A 15,082-nucleotide genomic window follows, 5' to 3' on the forward strand; every position below is an offset into this window, starting at 1 on the left:
TTTCTGCTGGACGTCCGGTACGTCTCAGACCCGTCGTTGCCGCCGTGGCGGTGGTGGCCGGTCTGCTGACTGCCGGCCTCGCCGCGCCCGCGTTCGCTGACGACGACCCGCCGCAGACCGACCAGTTGTGGATCAACGAGCCGTACGAGCAAACACTTCCGCTCGGCACCGACGGCGGTGCGCCGCAGTCCCGCACCCTCGGCGTCGGCATCTACCACGACAACGAGAACTTCACGGTGACCGACGGCAGGCTCACCATTGACGTCTCGAACCTCAGCGGGGTCGCCGAGGTGACCTGGCCCGACAACTGCACGCCGAGCGGCACGAGTGCCGTGTGCGACGTTCCCGTGGTGCCCGCGATCGGGGGCGACTACGAGGACCAGGTGTTCCTGAAGGTACGCGCGGCCGACGGCGCCGAAGCCGGCGCACAGGGCAGGATCACCTACGAGGCGACGGCCACCGGCGGTCCCGACGGCACGCTCACCGCGCCGCTCGAAAGCTCCGAAACCACGCTCACCACCGGCGTCGGGCCCGACCTCGCCATCGACCCCATCGCCGACATCGAGGACGGTCAGCCCGGCGACGAGCGGACGATCCCGCTCAAGATCACCAACAACGGCAATGAGAGCGCGAACGGGATCACTGTCAAGCTGTACGCCTCGTACGGCCTGACGGATCTGACCCGGTACGACGCCTGCACCTACACCACGACGGACGGCAACGACTACCCACCGTCGAACAATGTAATCTGCACGTTCGGCCAGGTGCTGGCGCCGGGCGCCTCCTTCGAACTGCCCGAGCCGCTGACGGTGCGACTCGCCCCGCACGCGCTGAACGAACGGCTCGACATTGACATCGAGCCGGGCGACGGCGCCCAGGACATCGACTCCCAGAACGACTACGCGATCCTCCAGATCGGCGCGGAAAACACCGCGGACTTCTCCGTGACCGGTGACGCCATCTCCGGCGCGGCGGGCGAGACGGCCACGGCCGAACTCACGTTCAAGAACAACGGCCCGGCCTGGTTCGGCAACCTTGGCTCCGGTGACCCGGTCGCCGAGGTCCGGCTGGTCGTGCCCGAGGGCACCAAGGTCACCGGCGTGCCGTCCGGCTGCTACCCGCGCACCCTCGACGGCGGCTACTACCCGAAGCAGACGGGCGCCCCGCGCTACGACTGCGACCTGCGGTACTGGGTGTTGGAGGACACCCAGCGCACGTTCGCGTTCTCCGTTCGCATAGACACCGTGGTGCCGGGCGCGACCGGTGCCGTGAGCATCCACCCCACGTTCGGCGAGTTCGGCGAGTACCCCTTCGACTTCGACCCGGACCTCACGAACAACACGGCGGTCCTGGCCGTCAACTGACCGGCCCGGGGGTTCGGGGCAGCCGTTCGAGCGGCTGCCCCGAACCCGCCCTTCACAGGGCGGATGGTCTCAGCCGGCCTGGACCCGGCGTCTGGGGAGGTGATTCGTACCGCCTAACTGGTGAACCTTCCCGAACACAGCCTTATATTGATCTGGGGGAACGTCGGTGCGCGCCCGGGGGATTGAGCATTCTTGCGATCAGGTAGAACGCGTCGAGCGGCCGTGGCCGCCGTGGTCTGCGCAATTGCTGTGCTGTTCCTCGGTGCGTGCGGGACACAGGTGGCCGGTCAGGGGGACGGGAGGTCACCCTCGCCAGCGGCGACCGAGCCGATCCCGTGGACGACGGCGCAGCCTTCCGCGGTCACCGGAGTCCGCCTCAGCGGGGACCGCCGTACGCTGCTTCTCGACGCGCAGGTGCCCAGTGGCGCACACGCGTGTGTGCGGGAGCTCAAGGCGGTGCTCACCGACCCGATGACGGACCTCGTGCGGGTGCAGGTCACCTTCACCTCGCCGTCCGGGGACGGGGCTTCCGGGTGCACCAAGGAGAGCACGGCCACGGCACAGGTCAGGCTGCCCGAGCCGCTGGGCGACCGGGATGTGATCGTCGACAACTACACGCGCTTCACCGCCGAGGGTGCCAAGCCACCTGCGCTACGGTTGTGCGGGGAGCTGGGCTGTACGCCTCCGACCACCGGCTGCACCGCCGCTTCCTATGAACAAGCGTTGAAGGCGGTCGGCGCGCCCGCGCACACCTACCGGGACTCGGAGCGGTGCGACGAGAAGTGGCTGGTGCTGGACTTCTCCTGGCGCACGGGACCGGCCTGCGCCGGCTCGACGGACCCTGCCTGCTCGTCCCGGTTGGGCGATCGCTGGTTCTTCCGGGCGAAGAAATCGGGCTGGGATCCGATCGCCCGGACCTCGGCCGGAGGCTGCCGGGACGTGCAGCGCAAGGAGCCCACTTTCCCGACCTCGCTGTGCGTGTCACTGGCTCCGCTGTCACCCTCACTTGCCCCGAGTTTTCCTCCACCGTCCGCCTCTTCGATGCCCGGCGTGCATTCCGCTGCGACGCCCATCTCATGACGACAGGCTGCTGCGGCCTCTTCTCGCCGTCTCATGGGGTGTCATGGCCCCCCTGCCTGTCAGAAACACTGAGCCTTTTTCACCCTCACTCCGACCTGGTCGGATGAAGGGTGAGGACCGCCTGGACGAGGCTGGTGATCCGGGTGGTCGAGCAGCGCAGTTTGCGGAGAATGCAACTGGGACTTGAGGGTGGCGACGGCCTGCTCGACGAGGGGCCCGGATCTTTGCGCGGGACCGGTGGGCTTCAGGTGCCGCGCGGGCTGGGCACGCTGGAGCGGACCGGGCCCTGCGACGGCGGCGAAGCCGCGCGAGACGAAGTGACCAGCCGGGCGGTGTGACGGGGTTGTGCGGTCCCGCCCAGCCCGGTCCCGTAGCAATGGTTCATATGTCATATGAATTAGGAGGGGAATGGGTGACGTGTCAATCGTTTCCCTGGCTGGAGATCAGGCTCTTTGCTCGCTCGACGCCGCAGCGGCAGTCCGGGCGCTGAGCACGGTCCGTCCACGGTCCGATTCCGGGAAGCGGCCGAGCATCGCGCGCAGTTCCCCGGCGCCGACATTGGCGCCGAACGGCTCGGTGCCCGGTTCCAGCCGTATCCCTTCGGCGAGGAGGCCGGCCGTGACGGAGTCAAAACCGAGAGCGTCGACGAGGCACGCGACGGCGGCGAGGTCGCCCGGATCGTCACCAGCGATCGCGATTGCCTTGCGTCCGGGCGTCCCCGCAGGCCGGGCCCCGCCCTCAAGATCGTGGTACCCCATGTGGTTGAACGCCTTGATCACGTGCGCACCCGGCAGGTGCGCCTGCACGATCTCGCTGGAGGAGGTGAGCGGGTCGGTGAGGTCCTCGCGGCTGCCGTCGACCTCCCACCAGTAGTTCATCGCGTCGATGACGAGCTTGCCCCGCAGCGCTTCGGCGGGAATGCTGCGGTACTTGCCGAGCGGGAGCGCCAGGACGACGACGTCCGCCGCCGCGGCGGCCTCGGCAGCGGCGACCGGGACGGCGCCCGGGGTCAGGACTTCGACGGTGAGTGCGATCTTCGCGGGATCGCCGGAACCGGCGATGAGCACGCGATGGCCGGCTGCCAGGGACAGTCGTGCCAATACGGTGCCGACCTTCCCGGCACCCAGGATGCCGACGGTGCGTACGGCGGTGGTGTCCATGTCTGCTCCGTTCACGGCGTCAGCCTGCGAGGATGTCGCGCACCATCGGGATCACCTTGGTGCCGTACAACTCGACGGCACGCAGGCGGGCGCTGAGGGGCTGTGCCCCCGAGGCGTAGATGAGGTCGAACCGGCCGACGCCGAGTGCCTTGATGGCGCGGGCCATCTTGCGCGCGACCGTCTCGGGCGAGCCGATGTAGCTGGAGCCGTGCTCGATCTCCGCCTCGTACTCCTCCCTGCGGATCGGCGGCCAGCCTCGCAGCGCGCCGATGCGGTCACGGATGACCTTGTAGTGCGGCCAGTGCAGTTCCCGGGCCTCCTCGTCCGTGTCGGCGACGAAGCCCGGCGAGTGCATCCCGACCGGATGAGCGATCGTGCCGAACTGCTCGGCGGCGCGCTGGTAGAGGTCGATGTACGGCGCGAAGCGCTCCGGGGAGCCGCCGATGATGGCGAGCATGAGTGGGAACCCGTAGCGCGCGGTGCGGATGACGGACTGGGGCGAACCGCCGACTCCGACCCAGGTGGTCAGGTGCCCGGACTCGGTCTTGGGGAAGACGTCGGCGTTCTTGAGCGGCGCCCGCTTGGTGCCGGTCCAGGTGACGGGCTTCTCCTCCAACAGCTTGGCGAACAGCTCGATCTTCTCTTCGAACAGCACGTCGTAATCGCTGAGGTCGTACCCGAAGAGAGGGAACGACTCGGTGAAGGAACCGCGCCCGAGGATGACCTCGGCCCGGCCGTTCGAGAGCGCGTCCAGGGTGGAGAAGCGCTGGAAGACGCGGACCGGGTCGTCAGAGCTCAGCACGGTCACGCCGGAGCCCAGACGGATGCGGTTGGTCCGTGTGGCGATGCCGGCGAGGACGGTCTCCGGAGTCGAGATCGCGTACTCCGGGCGATGATGTTCACCGAGGGCGAGGGCGTCGACGCCGGTCTCCTCGGCGAGAACGGCCTCGTCGACGACCTGTCGGATCGCTCGCGCATAGGACACCGGATTACCGAGGTCGTCCACCGGTACATCGCCGAACGTGTCCAGACCGAAGACGAGGTCAGACATGGCTGGGCTCCTTCGTGAGCAGGTGCTTCACCCGCGGGGCGACTTCGCCGCCCAGCAGCTCGATGGTGCGGGCTCGGGTGTCGCGGGGCAGATTCATGACGTCGTACTTGAGGTCGAAGCGGCTCAGGTGCAGGTCGCGGGTCATCGTGGCGATCTTGCGGGCGACGGTGTCGGGCGAACCCACGAAGAGCGCGCCCTCCTCGACCTCCCGCAGGTAGCGCTCTCGGGTCGGCTTGTAGAACCCGCGTTCCTGCGCGAGTTGCGTCACGACCGGCTGCCAGTACGTCCACCAGGTTTCGAGCGCTTCCTCGTCGGTGTCCGCGACGAGCCCCAGTGAGTGCTGGGCGACCGGTTGCCGGGTGTGGCCGAACTGTTCGAGGGCCCGGTGGTACAACTCGACGTGGCCGGCAAAGCGCTGGGGGCGCCCGCCGATGATGGCCATCATGAGCGGCAGGTCGTAGCGGGCCGCACGGAGCACCGAGTTCGGGCTGCCACCCACACCGATCCAGGTGGGGATGCCCCCTGGCCGCATCCGGGGATGCAGCTGCTGCTCGGTGAGCGGTGGCCGGAACTTCCCCGACCAGGTCACCGTCTCCTCGCGCTGGAGACGCATGAACAGATCGAGCTTCTCCTCGAACAATTCGTCGTAGTCGGCAAGGTCGTAGCCGAACAGCGGGAACGACTCGGTCGCCGAGGCCCGCCCGAGCACGATCTGGGCGCGTCCGTCGGAGACAGCGTCCAGGGTGGAGAACTCGTGGTACAGCCGCACCGGATCGTTCGTGCTCAGCACGGTCACCGAGGTGCCGAGCCGGATGCTCTGGGTCGCGGTGGCGATCGCTGCGAGCAGGACCGAGGTCGCGCTGTCGTTGTGGCCGCGGCGGTAGTGCTCGCCGACGCTGAACACGTCGAGCCCAACGGCTTCGGCGAGCTTCGCCTCCTCGACGAGCAGCCGAACAGTCTCGGCGTCGGCCAGTGGGCCGGCGGCATCCGTCGCGACCTCTCCGAACGAGTTGAGCCCCAGTTCGAAGGCTTGGGCCGTCATGGACTCCTCCTGCGGTGCCTCCAGGCCGCGTGTGGCACGACCAGGTTGATTGACGCGTCAATGATTATCGCGATATGATTGACGTGTCAATCAGATGGGTGGCGGCACCATGGCAGAGCGGCGTAAGACACTTCCCACCAGTGAGGAGCTGCGGATCTGGCGGGACTTCATCGAGACAACGGAAGCGCTCCGCTCGGAGCTCTCGTCACGCCTGCAGAGGGACTCCGCCCTGTCGCCCGGCGACTACGCCGTGCTGCTCGCACTGCGCGAGGCGGAAGGCCGGCAACTGCGCTCCTCCGAACTGGCGGCCCGCGTCGGCTGGCAGCGCAGTCGTCTCTCGCATCAGATCGGGCGCATGGAGCGGCGAGGGCTCATCCGGCGCGAGGAGTGCGTCGTCGACAACCGTGGTGCCCAGGTGGTGCTCACCGCCGAGGGCGCGGAAGCGTTCCGGAACGCGTCCCTGCCTCATCTGCGTGCCGTATGGGAACTGTTCGTGGATGTCCTCACGCCGGACCAGATTGCGGTGGTCGGGGAGATCACGGCGGCGCTTCGCGCCCGCGTGAAGGTGTCACGCGACACTTGAGACACGCACCACCGCACGGGGACTGCGGTGCCGTCCAGAGCAGGGTGACTGACAGCCGCAGTGATCGTTCATGGCCGGTGTGAAAGGCCATGTGTCTCACCGGCCGAGCCGGCCTAACAGGAAGACTCGGGGCTGTCGTCGAACTGTCGGTGTCGGGGTCATCGAGCGGTGAGGACGTGCGCCCACGGCTCATCGATGTCGGCCAGGCCCAGCACGGCGACCACGTTGTCGAGCATGCCGGCGCCGAACCAGCGCCGCACGTCGTCGTCGTCGCCCAGCAACTGCCGGACGGTGTCAACCTGTTTGGCGTAGCACCGGCGCACGGCCTCCGCCACCAGCGGCTCGCCGGCGGCACAGTTCGCGTGCATGAGGAAACGCAGGATGCTCCGGTCCGCGACGAGCGCGGCGTAGGCGCCGCGTGCGGCATCCAACGCCGCCTCGGGCGCCGGCCCGGCTCCACCCGAGGCCGGCGAGTGCGCGACCAGCGTTTCGGTCATGACGACGGACACGTGGTCGACCGCCGCCGCGAACAGCGCTTCCTTGTTCGGGTACAGGCGGTAGAGATACGGCTGAGAGATGCCGACCCACTCTGCGATCTCGTGTGTCGTCGTACCGTAGAAACCTTTTTGCGCGAAGCAACCGACCGCGGCGGCCATGATGGCCCGACGTCGTTCATCGCTCTTCGTGCTGGTACCGGCGGCGGGCATGGGCGTCAGTTAAACACGGCTCCCCTCAGCCTCCAAAAGTCACGCTGAGGTCAGGGTCGGACGGCACGTCGTTGGGCGTGAGCGCCTCGATCGCCACCAGGGGGTTCCAGTAGTCCAGGTAGTGGGTGATGAGCGCGTCGTCATCGGTCCGGACGACGGAGATGCACGTCTGCTCGTACGGCTTGCCGGTCGGCAGCGCCGTGCCTGCCGAGCGGAATTCGGCGATCACCAGACTCGGATCGACCGTCTCGTGGAACACCAGGTCGACGAACTTCACGTCAAAGGTCTCGGGAAAGTTGCTCATGTGCGCGACCAGTGCGTCTCGCCCCGTTACCCGCTGGGGCACACCCGCCGGCGCGTACGGGAACTCGAGCACCGCGTCCGGGGCGAACAGCTTCACCCATTCGTCGACGCGTCCGGCGGCGGTAAGGCGCAGGTGCTCGGTCAGGGTGTGCTGGGCGGCGGCGCGGCGGGCGGCGTCGTCTTCCTTGGCTGTCATATCCACTCCTACGTTAGTGATCGACCGATAACTTACCACGCCGGTGCCCGTTGCGGGCAGTCGAGCAGGAGGCAGCGTCAGGGGATCCCAGCCGGATGCACCACCGCCGACAACGGCTCGCCCATCAGATCCACGGCCAGTTCCCGCTGCCAGAGCAGATGGAAGAACACCGGCAGCACGGCGAGCGGATGTCCGACCGACCGGACCCCGGCAAGCAAGCCCTGAGGCCGGGCGAACGCCGCCCGCAGACTCTCCGCCACCGGCCTCACACCGCACCCTCGGATGCCGGTAGTCCGACAGCCGGCGCGGATTCGCCGGCAGCACCGGACCGATCACCCCGACCCGCTCGTAGCCCCAGCCGAACTCGCCCCGGCTGTCGACGTGCTCCAGCCAGAAGTCCCCCGTCTCCACCAGCCCCCACTCGGCGCGCTGACCAGCCGCGCTTGCTGGTGCGGCCCGGTGGGTGGTGACCCGTTCGGTCCCGGGGCGGTCAGTCCCAGACGGACTCGGACACCGGGCGCCACTTCTCGTCGGACTCGGCGAGGGCCTGGGCTGCGGCGCCGGCGTACTGGACGGCGTCGCGGCCGAGCAGGAGGCGGACCGGGGCGTCGGCCCGTCCGGCCAGGTTCACGACGGCCTCGGCGACCTGGTCGGGGTGGGCGGAGTTGGCCACCGTGGTCTCGGGGCCGGGGTTCCTGATCATGTCGACGAAGGCGCCGACCGTCTGCTGGTAGGGGTCGCTGATCGGCGGGACGGTCATGGAGGAGCCGGCCCAGTCGGTGCGCATGCCGCCCGGCTCCAGCACGGTGACCTTGACGTTGAAGGGCGCGACTTCCTGGGCGAGGACGGTGGAGAAGCCGCCGACGGCCCACTTGGCGCTCTGGTAGGCGGCGAGGCCCACCGAGCCGATCCGGCCGCCGACGGAGGAGACCTGGAAGATGTGCCCGGAGCCCTGCTGGCGCAGGATCGGCACCACGGCCTTGCTGACGTGGAAGACACCGTAGAAGTTGGTGTTGATCTGGGCGCGGAAGTCGTCGACCGTGACGTCCTCGACGGAGGCCACGTCGCCGTAGCCGGCGTTGTTGACGACCACGTCGTAGCGGCCGTACGTGTTCAGGCCCTCCTGCACGGCGCGCTGAACGGCGTCGTGGTCGGCGACGTCGAGAGCGACGGGGCGGACGCGGTCGCCGTAGCGAGTGACGAGGTCGTCGAGCTGCGCCGGCCTGCGGGCGGTGGCGACCACTCGGTCGCCGGCCTCCAGCGCGGCGGTGACGATGGCGCGGCCCAGGCCGCGGGAGCTTCCGGTGACGAACCAGACCTTGGACATGAGGATGCTCTCTTCCTGAAGAGATGGGAGTACCGGCACAGAGGCCGTGCGGAGGCTGCGTCGAGACAGCCCGGCTATTTCAGACCGCCGGTCCGTTGGGGCAGCTCCAACGTAAGACACCGCCGGTCTGATGTCAAAAGACCGAAGGTCTGTAATATGGCCGGCATGAACTCATTCCAGCGTGCGCGCAGTGAGGAGCAGCGGGCGGTCCGTCGGCAGGCCATCCTCGATGTCACCGCCGCGATGCTCGACGAGATGCCGGTGAGTGCGGTCAGCCTGAACGAGCTGAGCCGTCGCGTGGGACTCGCGAAGTCGAACGTGCTGCGCTACTTCGAGTCCCGAGAGGCGATCCTGCTGGAGCTGCTGGACCACGCCTGGAAGGAGTGGACGGCCGAGTTGCCGGCGCTGCTGGCTGCCGGGCTAACACCGGACGCACCGTTGGACGAGCGTCGCGAGCAGTTCGCCGTCGCGGTCACGGCCTCCCTTGCCGAGCGCCGGACGCTGTGCGATCTGCTCAGTGCGCAGGCCGGCGTACTGGAACACAATGTGTCCCCCGAGGTCGCCGCCCGCTACAAGAAGGCAGCCGTCACCAACGTCGAGTCACTCGCGGCCCTGGCACTGGTCCACCTCCCTGAACTGGGCGACCGGGCGGCTCAGCTGGCCGCGGCCACGGTCATGGTCATCGGTGCGGTGTGGACCCATTCCCGTCCGTCGCAGGCAATGCTCACCGCCTACGAGGCAGACCCCTCACTCGCCGCCCTGAGCCTGCATTTCGGCCCCACGCTCCAGGAGATGGTGGCCACCCTCGCGGCCGGCGTCCTCGCCCGGACCTCACTGTGAGTCCCGCCCGTATCCGGCCCCGCGCCTCTTTCAGTCCCTCTCACCTCACGCGACCCCTCTAGGAGCAATCGTGCGTGTCATCGTCTTCGGAGCGTCCGGCATGATCGGACAGGGCGTCCTGCGTGCCTGTCTCCTCGACGACGCGGTCACCGAGGTACTCGCCGTCGTCCGCAGGCCGCTGCCCGACGCCCACCCCAAGCTGCGGCAGATCGTGCACACCGACTTCACCGACTACACGGCCGTCCAGGACCAGCTGAAGGAGCTGGACGCCTGCTTCTACTGCCTGGGTGTCTCGTCGTTCGGCCGCAAGGAGGAGGAGTACACGCGGGTCACCCATGAGTACGCGCTCGCCGCCGCGCGTGCCCTGTCCGCCGCCAGTCCTTCCCTCACCTTCGTGTACGTCTCCGGCGAGGGCACCGACAGCACGGGGAAGAGCCGCCAGATGTGGGCCCGGGTCAAGGGCCGTACCGAGAACGATCTGCTGGCCATGCCGATGAAGGCGTACATGTTCCGCCCCGGCTACGTGCAGCCCCTGGACGGTGCCGTCTCCCGCACCCCGGCGTACCGCGTCCTGTACCGTTTCGGCTCCGTTCTCTACCCGCTGCTGCGACGGATCGTCCCCGGCCACATCACCACGACGGAAGCGGTCGGGCGTGCCATGATCGTCGTCGGTCGGGGCGAGGAGGAGCGTCCCGTCGTTCTGCGCAACTCGGACATCAATCGTCTCGCGGCGGTCTGAGAAGGCCGGGGCTCCTGACACTCGCGCACAACCGGTGCCGCTCGCCGTGGCCGAGGCGGTGGCCGCCCGTCCGGCGGACCGGCCGGGCGCAAGGCCCCATGAGTTCGGCAGCCGGGTGTGATGCCAGCCGAGTTGGCTCGTCTCGCGTGAATCCCGAGCGGGGCAATCGGCAGACAACGGCTTGCCAGAGGTCGGGCGGAAGCCAAGAGGGACACGCTCCACCGTGGCCCGAAGATCGAGCACGGCTGTCCTGCCGACGGTGCGCAGGAGTGCGGCGCGGCGGAGCAGGCCAGGAACGCGGCCGAGTCCACACCCAGGTCCAGGGGAATCCGGCGGGCGGCCCAGTCCGGGCCGGTGCAAGTGCGCAGGGCAGTCGTCGTCTCGGGCGTGAGTGACGTCTCCCTGCGCGCGTCGGCATCAGTGGGCGCGGGTGCGCGGGGCGTCGTACTGCTCGTCGGTGATGTGTTCCAGCCAGGTGGTCTCGGGCCGGTCGTCGTCGGGGGCGGTGCCGTCCCACAGGGCGAGGTGCTGCATGAAGCGGTCCTCCGTGGCGCCGTGCCAGTGCTCCTCGCCGGGCCGGCAGGTCACAGTCTCGCCGGGGCGGGCCTCGTACACGGTGCCGTCACGGGTGCCGATCAGGGCGATGCCGGCCACGACGTGGAGGGTCTGGCCGACGGCGTGGTGGTGCCAGGCGGTTCGGGCGCCAGGCGCGAAGCGGACCATGTTGGCGCGCAGGCGGGAGGGTTCCTGGCCGGCGTGGATGACGTCGAACCAGACGTCTCCGTTGAACCAGTTCTCGGGGCCCTTGCCGGTGTGCTGCGGTTTGACGAACTCCACGGGGGTGCTCCTTGCTCTCGTGCAGGCGGGGGTGGTGGAAAAGGGGGTCAGCGTTCCAGCATGGCGAGGCCGGCCTCGGTGTGGGTGTCGCCGGCGGCCGGGGGGGAGGCTGGAGAGCTTGGTCAGGACCTCGGGGGTGAGCTGGAGGCCGTCGGCGGCGGCGCCGAACAGGCCGTAGCCGGCGTTGGAGACGAGCACGCCGACACGGCCGGCGCCGAACGCGGCGTCCACCGTGGTGCGTACGGCGGCGGTGTCGGTGACGTCCAAGACGCGCGCGTCGAAGGTGTCGGGGTACTTCTCGCGCAGGTCGGCGACCTTGTCCAGGTTGCGGACGGTGCCGATGACGCGGTCCGCGCGCTGAAGGAGCTGGGTGGTCAGGGCGTGACCGAAGCCGCTGCTGACGCCGGTGATGAGCCAGTTACGGGTGGTCACGTGTTGTCCTTCGCGGACGGCGCGTCGTCGGCCGGAGTGACGGCGTCGACAGCGGCCAGGGCGCTGAGGGTGCGGAGGTAGCCGAGGAACGGCAGCAGGCCGGTCAGGACGGCGATCAGGATGCAACGGGTGTTGCCGACGTCGAGGCCGGCCGCGGCATGTCCCTTCACCTGGGCGTCCGCGCCGCCGAACGCGGCGAGCAGCGCGAAGGTGAGCAGCTCACGCGTGGGCACGTCGATGCCGGTGCGGGTGCAGTGGTCGCCGAAGCGGTTGCCGCTCAGCAGCTCCTGGATGTGCTGTTCGTCCGCAGGGGTGTTTGAGTGCATGGCGTCCACGGCCTTGTCGCCGACGATCCGCTTCTGCGCCGCCGGTCCTTGCTCCATCCGGGTGTCCGGGCTGGTGGTGGACTGGCCCCTCAAGGGCAGTTCCACCCCGCGGCCGGTGAGGACGTCGTTGGTGGCGTGCGAGAAGTCGAAGACGCCGGCCAAGTATTCGATCAGTTCCGGATCGGTGACCGTGAGCGTGGACTCGTGGCCGGGAAAGAGCCGCTCGTGCGGGGCAGCGGCGGCAGGGGTGGGCCTGCGGGCGGTCACGGGCGCACCACGACCTTCAGGCGGCTGCGGTCGTCCATGGCCTTGTAGGCGTCGGCGACCTGGTCCAGGCCGACCTCGGCGTCGAACACCCTGCCCGGGTCGATGCGGCCGTCCAGCACATCGGTGATGGCGGGTTCGAGGTAGGCGCGCACCGGGGCGGGGCCGCCGGCCAACTGTGCGTTCTTCCCGAACAGTGATCTGAAGCCGACCGGGGCGTCCTCGTACTGCGGGACGCCGACGCGGGCGATGATCCCGCCGGGCCGGATGATGCCGTATGCCTGTTCGTAGGCGGGCATCAGGCCGACGGCCTCCAGCACGACGTGGGAGCCCTCGCCGCCGGTCAGGTTCATCACCTCGGCGATGCCCTCCTCGCCGCGTTTGGCGACGACGTCCGTGGCGCCCCACTCGCGGCCCAGGTCGGTGCGGGAGGTGTGGCGGCCCATGAGAATGATCCTCTCGGCGCCCATGCGGCGGGAGGCCAGCACTGCGGACAGGCCCACCGCGCCGTCGCCGATCACCGTGACGGTCTTGCCGGGCTCGACCCGGCCCATGTGGGCGGCGTGGTGGCCGGTGAGGTAGACGTCGCTCAGGGCCAGCAGCGAAGGCAGCAGAGCCTCGTCCACGTCCGTGGGGAGCTTTACCAGGGTGCCGGCGGCCTGCGGAACGCGGACGGCCTCGGCCTGCGCGCCCCCGAGGCCGCCGGCGCCGTACCACCCGCCGTGCGGACAGGCCGTCTGGAAGCCGTCCCGGCAGATCGGACAGGTGTTGTCCGCGTAGGCGAACGGCGAGACCACGAAGTCGCCGCGCTTGAGCCCGGTGACCTGCGAGCCGGTCTCCTCCACGACGCCGAGGAACTCGTGCCCCATGGGCACGCCCTCGCGGGTCTTGTCCATGGAGCGGTAGGGGTGCAGGTCGGAACCGCAGACGCAGGCCAGCGTGATCCGGACGATCGCGTCCGTGGGCTCGACGATCCCGGGGTCGGGCACGTTTTCGACGCGGACGTCGCCCGGGCCGTACATGAAGGTGGCGCGCATGACAGTGGTGCCTTTCAACGAGGCGGGTCGCCGGCCGTGGCCGGGCCGCCAGGGTGGGGTCAGGGGCGGATGAGGACCTTGAGCGCTTCGCGGTCGTTCATGGCCCGGTACCCCTCGCCGGTCTCTTCGAGGCCGACGGTGCGGTCGAAGACCCGGCCGGGACGGATCGAGCCGTCGAGGATGTGCGGCATGAGTTCTTCGATGTAGGCGCGGGCCGGGGCGACGCCGCCGGTGAGGGTGATGTTGCGCATGAAATCGCCGAAGCCGAACGGTACGTCGGTGAACTGCGGGGCGCCGACGCGGCTGATCGTGCCGCCGGCACGGACCACGCCGAAGCTCTGCATGATCGCGTCCTTCAGCCCGACGCATTCCAAGACCTTGCCGGTGCCGCTGCCGCCGGTCAGCTCCTTCACGGCCGCGATGCCCTGCTCGCCGCGCTCGGCGACCACACCGGTGGCACCGAAATCGCGGCCCAGGTCGGTGCGCGCGCTGTGGCGGCCCATGAGGATGATCTGCTCGGCGCCCAGCAGCTTCGCGCTGATGACCGCAGCCAGGCCCACGGCGCCGTCGCCGACGACGGTGACCGTGTCGCCGCGGGTGACGCCCGCGGTGCGGGCGGCGTGGTAACCGGTGCACAGGATGTCCGACAAGGTGAGCAGGTCCGGCAGCAGCTCGGAGTCCTCCCCGACGGGCAGCCTCACCAGCGTGCCGTCCGCATACGGGACGCGCGCAATCTGGCCCTGGCCGCCGTCGACGCCGTTCACGCCCCACTGCCCGCCGTGCACACAGGACGTCTGCAGACCCTCACGGCAGTAGACGCAGGTGTTGTCGCTGTAGACGAACGGGGCCACGACCACGTCGCCTCGCCGCACGGTGGTGACGTCGGGGCCGGTCTCCTCGACGACGCCGAGGAACTCGTGGCCCATATGGCGGGGGTTGTCGGTGGGAGGTGCGGACTTGTAGGGCCACAGGTCGCTGCCGCAGATGCACGACAGAACGATCCGGACGACCGCGTCGGTGGGGTTTTCGATCTTCGGGTCGCCGACGTTCTCGACTCGGACGTCGTCAGCTCCGTACAGCAGGGTGGCGCGCATCAGCGCAGCTCCTTGGGGTGGGATTGGCTTGCTGGCCGCTTGGGGGGCCGGTGGGCGCGGGCCGGTCAGCGTGGTTCGAGGCGCAGGGTGGAGGCGCGGGCCCGATCGGTCAGGACGTGGTGGACGATGCTGGTGTAGCGGCCGTACTTGGTGCGGTAGGCGGCGTCCACGTCCGCGTACTCGCCCGGATCGGCCTCATGGAAGGTGACCTCCTGGCGTACACCGCCGGCGGCGATGCGGCCCTGCCGGTGGGACTGCGTTCCCCGGTACCACGGACCTTCCCTCCCCTTGACCGACCGGACGTACAGGCGGTCACCGGCACGCACGACCCATACCGTCACCGGATCGCGCAGTGTGCCGTCACCGCGCCCGGACTCAAGATCCAGCTCCTCCGCGGTGCTGAGCTTGTCCAGCTCAGCGCTGTCCCACTGCGTCATCGACGGCTCCCTCCGAATGCGGGGGTAGCGGGCCCGAAACTTCGACTGCCCGTGTCAGGACCACCGCCGGCCGGCCACCCCGTGCTCGCCACGGGACTCCGCCGGGGGAGGCCCTTGTCCGCCGAGGACAGCGGGCAACACCATTCAGGCTGCCGCGCCGTGCGCGGGTCAGGCAGGCCGGGATCTGCCAGGGAACAGCCAGCGGGGGTGTGACAGGGCCCCCCACTGAGGGCGTGTCGCGGGGCCGGCGGAGCGAGACTGGG

General features: G+C 69.3%; 17 protein-coding genes and 2 pseudogenes. 5 read left to right on the forward strand and 14 right to left on the reverse strand.

Translation table 11 applies throughout. The features are described from left to right. Window positions 1–44: 44 nt before the first annotated feature. Both ACFY2B_RS41655 and ACFY2B_RS41660 read left to right on the forward strand, forming a co-directional pair. Complete coding sequence (locus tag ACFY2B_RS41655) at window positions 45–1,364, forward strand: hypothetical protein (protein WP_390768276.1); 1,320 nt, start codon at window positions 45–47, stop codon at window positions 1,362–1,364. Window positions 1,365–1,802: 438 nt separating this feature from the next. After that, on the forward strand, window positions 1,803–2,444 hold the full coding sequence (locus tag ACFY2B_RS41660; protein WP_390768277.1) for a hypothetical protein: 642 nt from the start codon (window positions 1,803–1,805) through the stop codon (window positions 2,442–2,444). Window positions 2,445–2,529: 85 nt separating this feature from the next. Here the strand turns inward: ACFY2B_RS41660 and ACFY2B_RS41665 are convergent. The 4 genes and pseudogenes from ACFY2B_RS41665 to ACFY2B_RS41680 form a co-directional block, all read right to left on the reverse strand. Beyond that, a pseudogene (locus ACFY2B_RS41665) lies at window positions 2,530–2,684 on the reverse strand (IS5/IS1182 family transposase); the annotation flags it as partial. A gap of 203 nt (window positions 2,685–2,887) precedes the next feature. Then, window positions 2,888–3,619, reverse strand: a complete 732-nt coding sequence (locus ACFY2B_RS41670) for an NADPH-dependent F420 reductase (RefSeq protein WP_390768278.1) — start codon at window positions 3,617–3,619, stop codon at window positions 2,888–2,890. Window positions 3,620–3,623: 4 nt separating this feature from the next. Further along, entirely contained in the window at window positions 3,624–4,655 is a 1,032-nt protein-coding gene (locus tag ACFY2B_RS41675; RefSeq protein WP_390768279.1) for an LLM class flavin-dependent oxidoreductase, read from the reverse strand. After that, a complete protein-coding gene (locus tag ACFY2B_RS41680) occupies window positions 4,648–5,697 on the reverse strand; it encodes an LLM class flavin-dependent oxidoreductase (RefSeq protein WP_390768280.1) in 1,050 nt (349 codons plus the stop codon). Before ACFY2B_RS41680 ends, ACFY2B_RS41675 begins: the two co-directional genes overlap by 8 nt. Before the next feature lie 109 nt (window positions 5,698–5,806). Between ACFY2B_RS41680 and ACFY2B_RS41685 the strand changes: the two genes are divergently transcribed. Then, complete coding sequence (locus ACFY2B_RS41685) at window positions 5,807–6,280, forward strand: MarR family winged helix-turn-helix transcriptional regulator (protein ID WP_390768281.1); 474 nt, start codon at window positions 5,807–5,809, stop codon at window positions 6,278–6,280. A gap of 158 nt (window positions 6,281–6,438) precedes the next feature. Here the strand turns inward: ACFY2B_RS41685 and ACFY2B_RS41690 are convergent, their stop codons facing one another. The 4 genes from ACFY2B_RS41690 to ACFY2B_RS41705 form a co-directional block, all read right to left on the reverse strand. Then, a complete protein-coding gene (locus ACFY2B_RS41690; RefSeq protein WP_390768282.1) occupies window positions 6,439–6,987 on the reverse strand; it encodes a TetR/AcrR family transcriptional regulator in 549 nt (182 codons plus the stop codon). Between the two features lie 25 nt (window positions 6,988–7,012). Next, window positions 7,013–7,486: a nuclear transport factor 2 family protein gene (locus ACFY2B_RS41695; protein WP_390768283.1), complete on the reverse strand. Its 474-nt coding sequence runs from the start codon at window positions 7,484–7,486 to the stop codon at window positions 7,013–7,015. A gap of 77 nt (window positions 7,487–7,563) precedes the next feature. Beyond that, window positions 7,564–7,746 carry a hypothetical protein gene (locus ACFY2B_RS41700; RefSeq protein ID WP_390768284.1) on the reverse strand — a complete coding sequence of 61 codons (183 nt, stop codon included), beginning with the start codon at window positions 7,744–7,746 and terminating at the stop codon, window positions 7,564–7,566. A gap of 230 nt (window positions 7,747–7,976) precedes the next feature. Beyond that, window positions 7,977–8,813: an SDR family NAD(P)-dependent oxidoreductase gene (locus ACFY2B_RS41705; RefSeq protein WP_390768285.1), complete on the reverse strand. Its 837-nt coding sequence runs from the start codon at window positions 8,811–8,813 to the stop codon at window positions 7,977–7,979. 165 nt (window positions 8,814–8,978) lie between these two features. Here ACFY2B_RS41705 and ACFY2B_RS41710 point away from each other — a divergent pair, with 165 nt between their 5' ends. Further along, window positions 8,979–9,653, forward strand: a complete 675-nt coding sequence (locus ACFY2B_RS41710) for a TetR family transcriptional regulator (RefSeq protein WP_390768286.1) — start codon at window positions 8,979–8,981, stop codon at window positions 9,651–9,653. 70 nt (window positions 9,654–9,723) lie between these two features. Beyond that, complete coding sequence (locus ACFY2B_RS41715) at window positions 9,724–10,392, forward strand: NAD-dependent epimerase/dehydratase family protein (protein WP_390768287.1); 669 nt, start codon at window positions 9,724–9,726, stop codon at window positions 10,390–10,392. A gap of 417 nt (window positions 10,393–10,809) precedes the next feature. Here ACFY2B_RS41715 and ACFY2B_RS41720 read toward each other — a convergent pair whose 3' ends face one another. The 6 genes and pseudogenes from ACFY2B_RS41720 to ACFY2B_RS41745 all read right to left on the reverse strand — a co-directional run bounded on the left by ACFY2B_RS41720 (window position 10,810) and on the right by ACFY2B_RS41745 (window position 14,819). Further along, window positions 10,810–11,229 carry a cupin domain-containing protein gene (locus tag ACFY2B_RS41720; protein ID WP_390768303.1) on the reverse strand — a complete coding sequence of 140 codons (420 nt, stop codon included), beginning with the start codon at window positions 11,227–11,229 and terminating at the stop codon, window positions 10,810–10,812. 228 nt (window positions 11,230–11,457) lie between these two features. After that, window positions 11,458–11,661: pseudogene (locus ACFY2B_RS41725) on the reverse strand (SDR family NAD(P)-dependent oxidoreductase); the annotation flags it as partial. Further along, complete coding sequence (locus ACFY2B_RS41730) at window positions 11,658–12,254, reverse strand: carboxymuconolactone decarboxylase family protein (protein ID WP_390768288.1); 597 nt, start codon at window positions 12,252–12,254, stop codon at window positions 11,658–11,660. The pseudogene ACFY2B_RS41725 and the gene ACFY2B_RS41730, both read right to left, overlap by 4 nt. Then, complete coding sequence (locus ACFY2B_RS41735) at window positions 12,251–13,288, reverse strand: alcohol dehydrogenase catalytic domain-containing protein (RefSeq protein ID WP_390768289.1); 1,038 nt, start codon at window positions 13,286–13,288, stop codon at window positions 12,251–12,253. The genes ACFY2B_RS41730 and ACFY2B_RS41735 overlap by 4 nt, the downstream gene beginning before the upstream one ends. Before the next feature lie 59 nt (window positions 13,289–13,347). Further along, window positions 13,348–14,382: a zinc-binding dehydrogenase gene (locus tag ACFY2B_RS41740; protein WP_390768290.1), complete on the reverse strand. Its 1,035-nt coding sequence runs from the start codon at window positions 14,380–14,382 to the stop codon at window positions 13,348–13,350. Window positions 14,383–14,447: 65 nt separating this feature from the next. Beyond that, a complete protein-coding gene (locus tag ACFY2B_RS41745) occupies window positions 14,448–14,819 on the reverse strand; it encodes a DUF2255 family protein (RefSeq protein WP_390768291.1) in 372 nt (123 codons plus the stop codon). Window positions 14,820–15,082: the final 263 nt, after the last annotated feature.

Source organism: Streptomyces sp. NPDC001270 (assembly GCF_042896695.1).
Classification (GTDB): Bacteria; Actinomycetota; Actinomycetes; order Streptomycetales; family Streptomycetaceae; genus Streptomyces.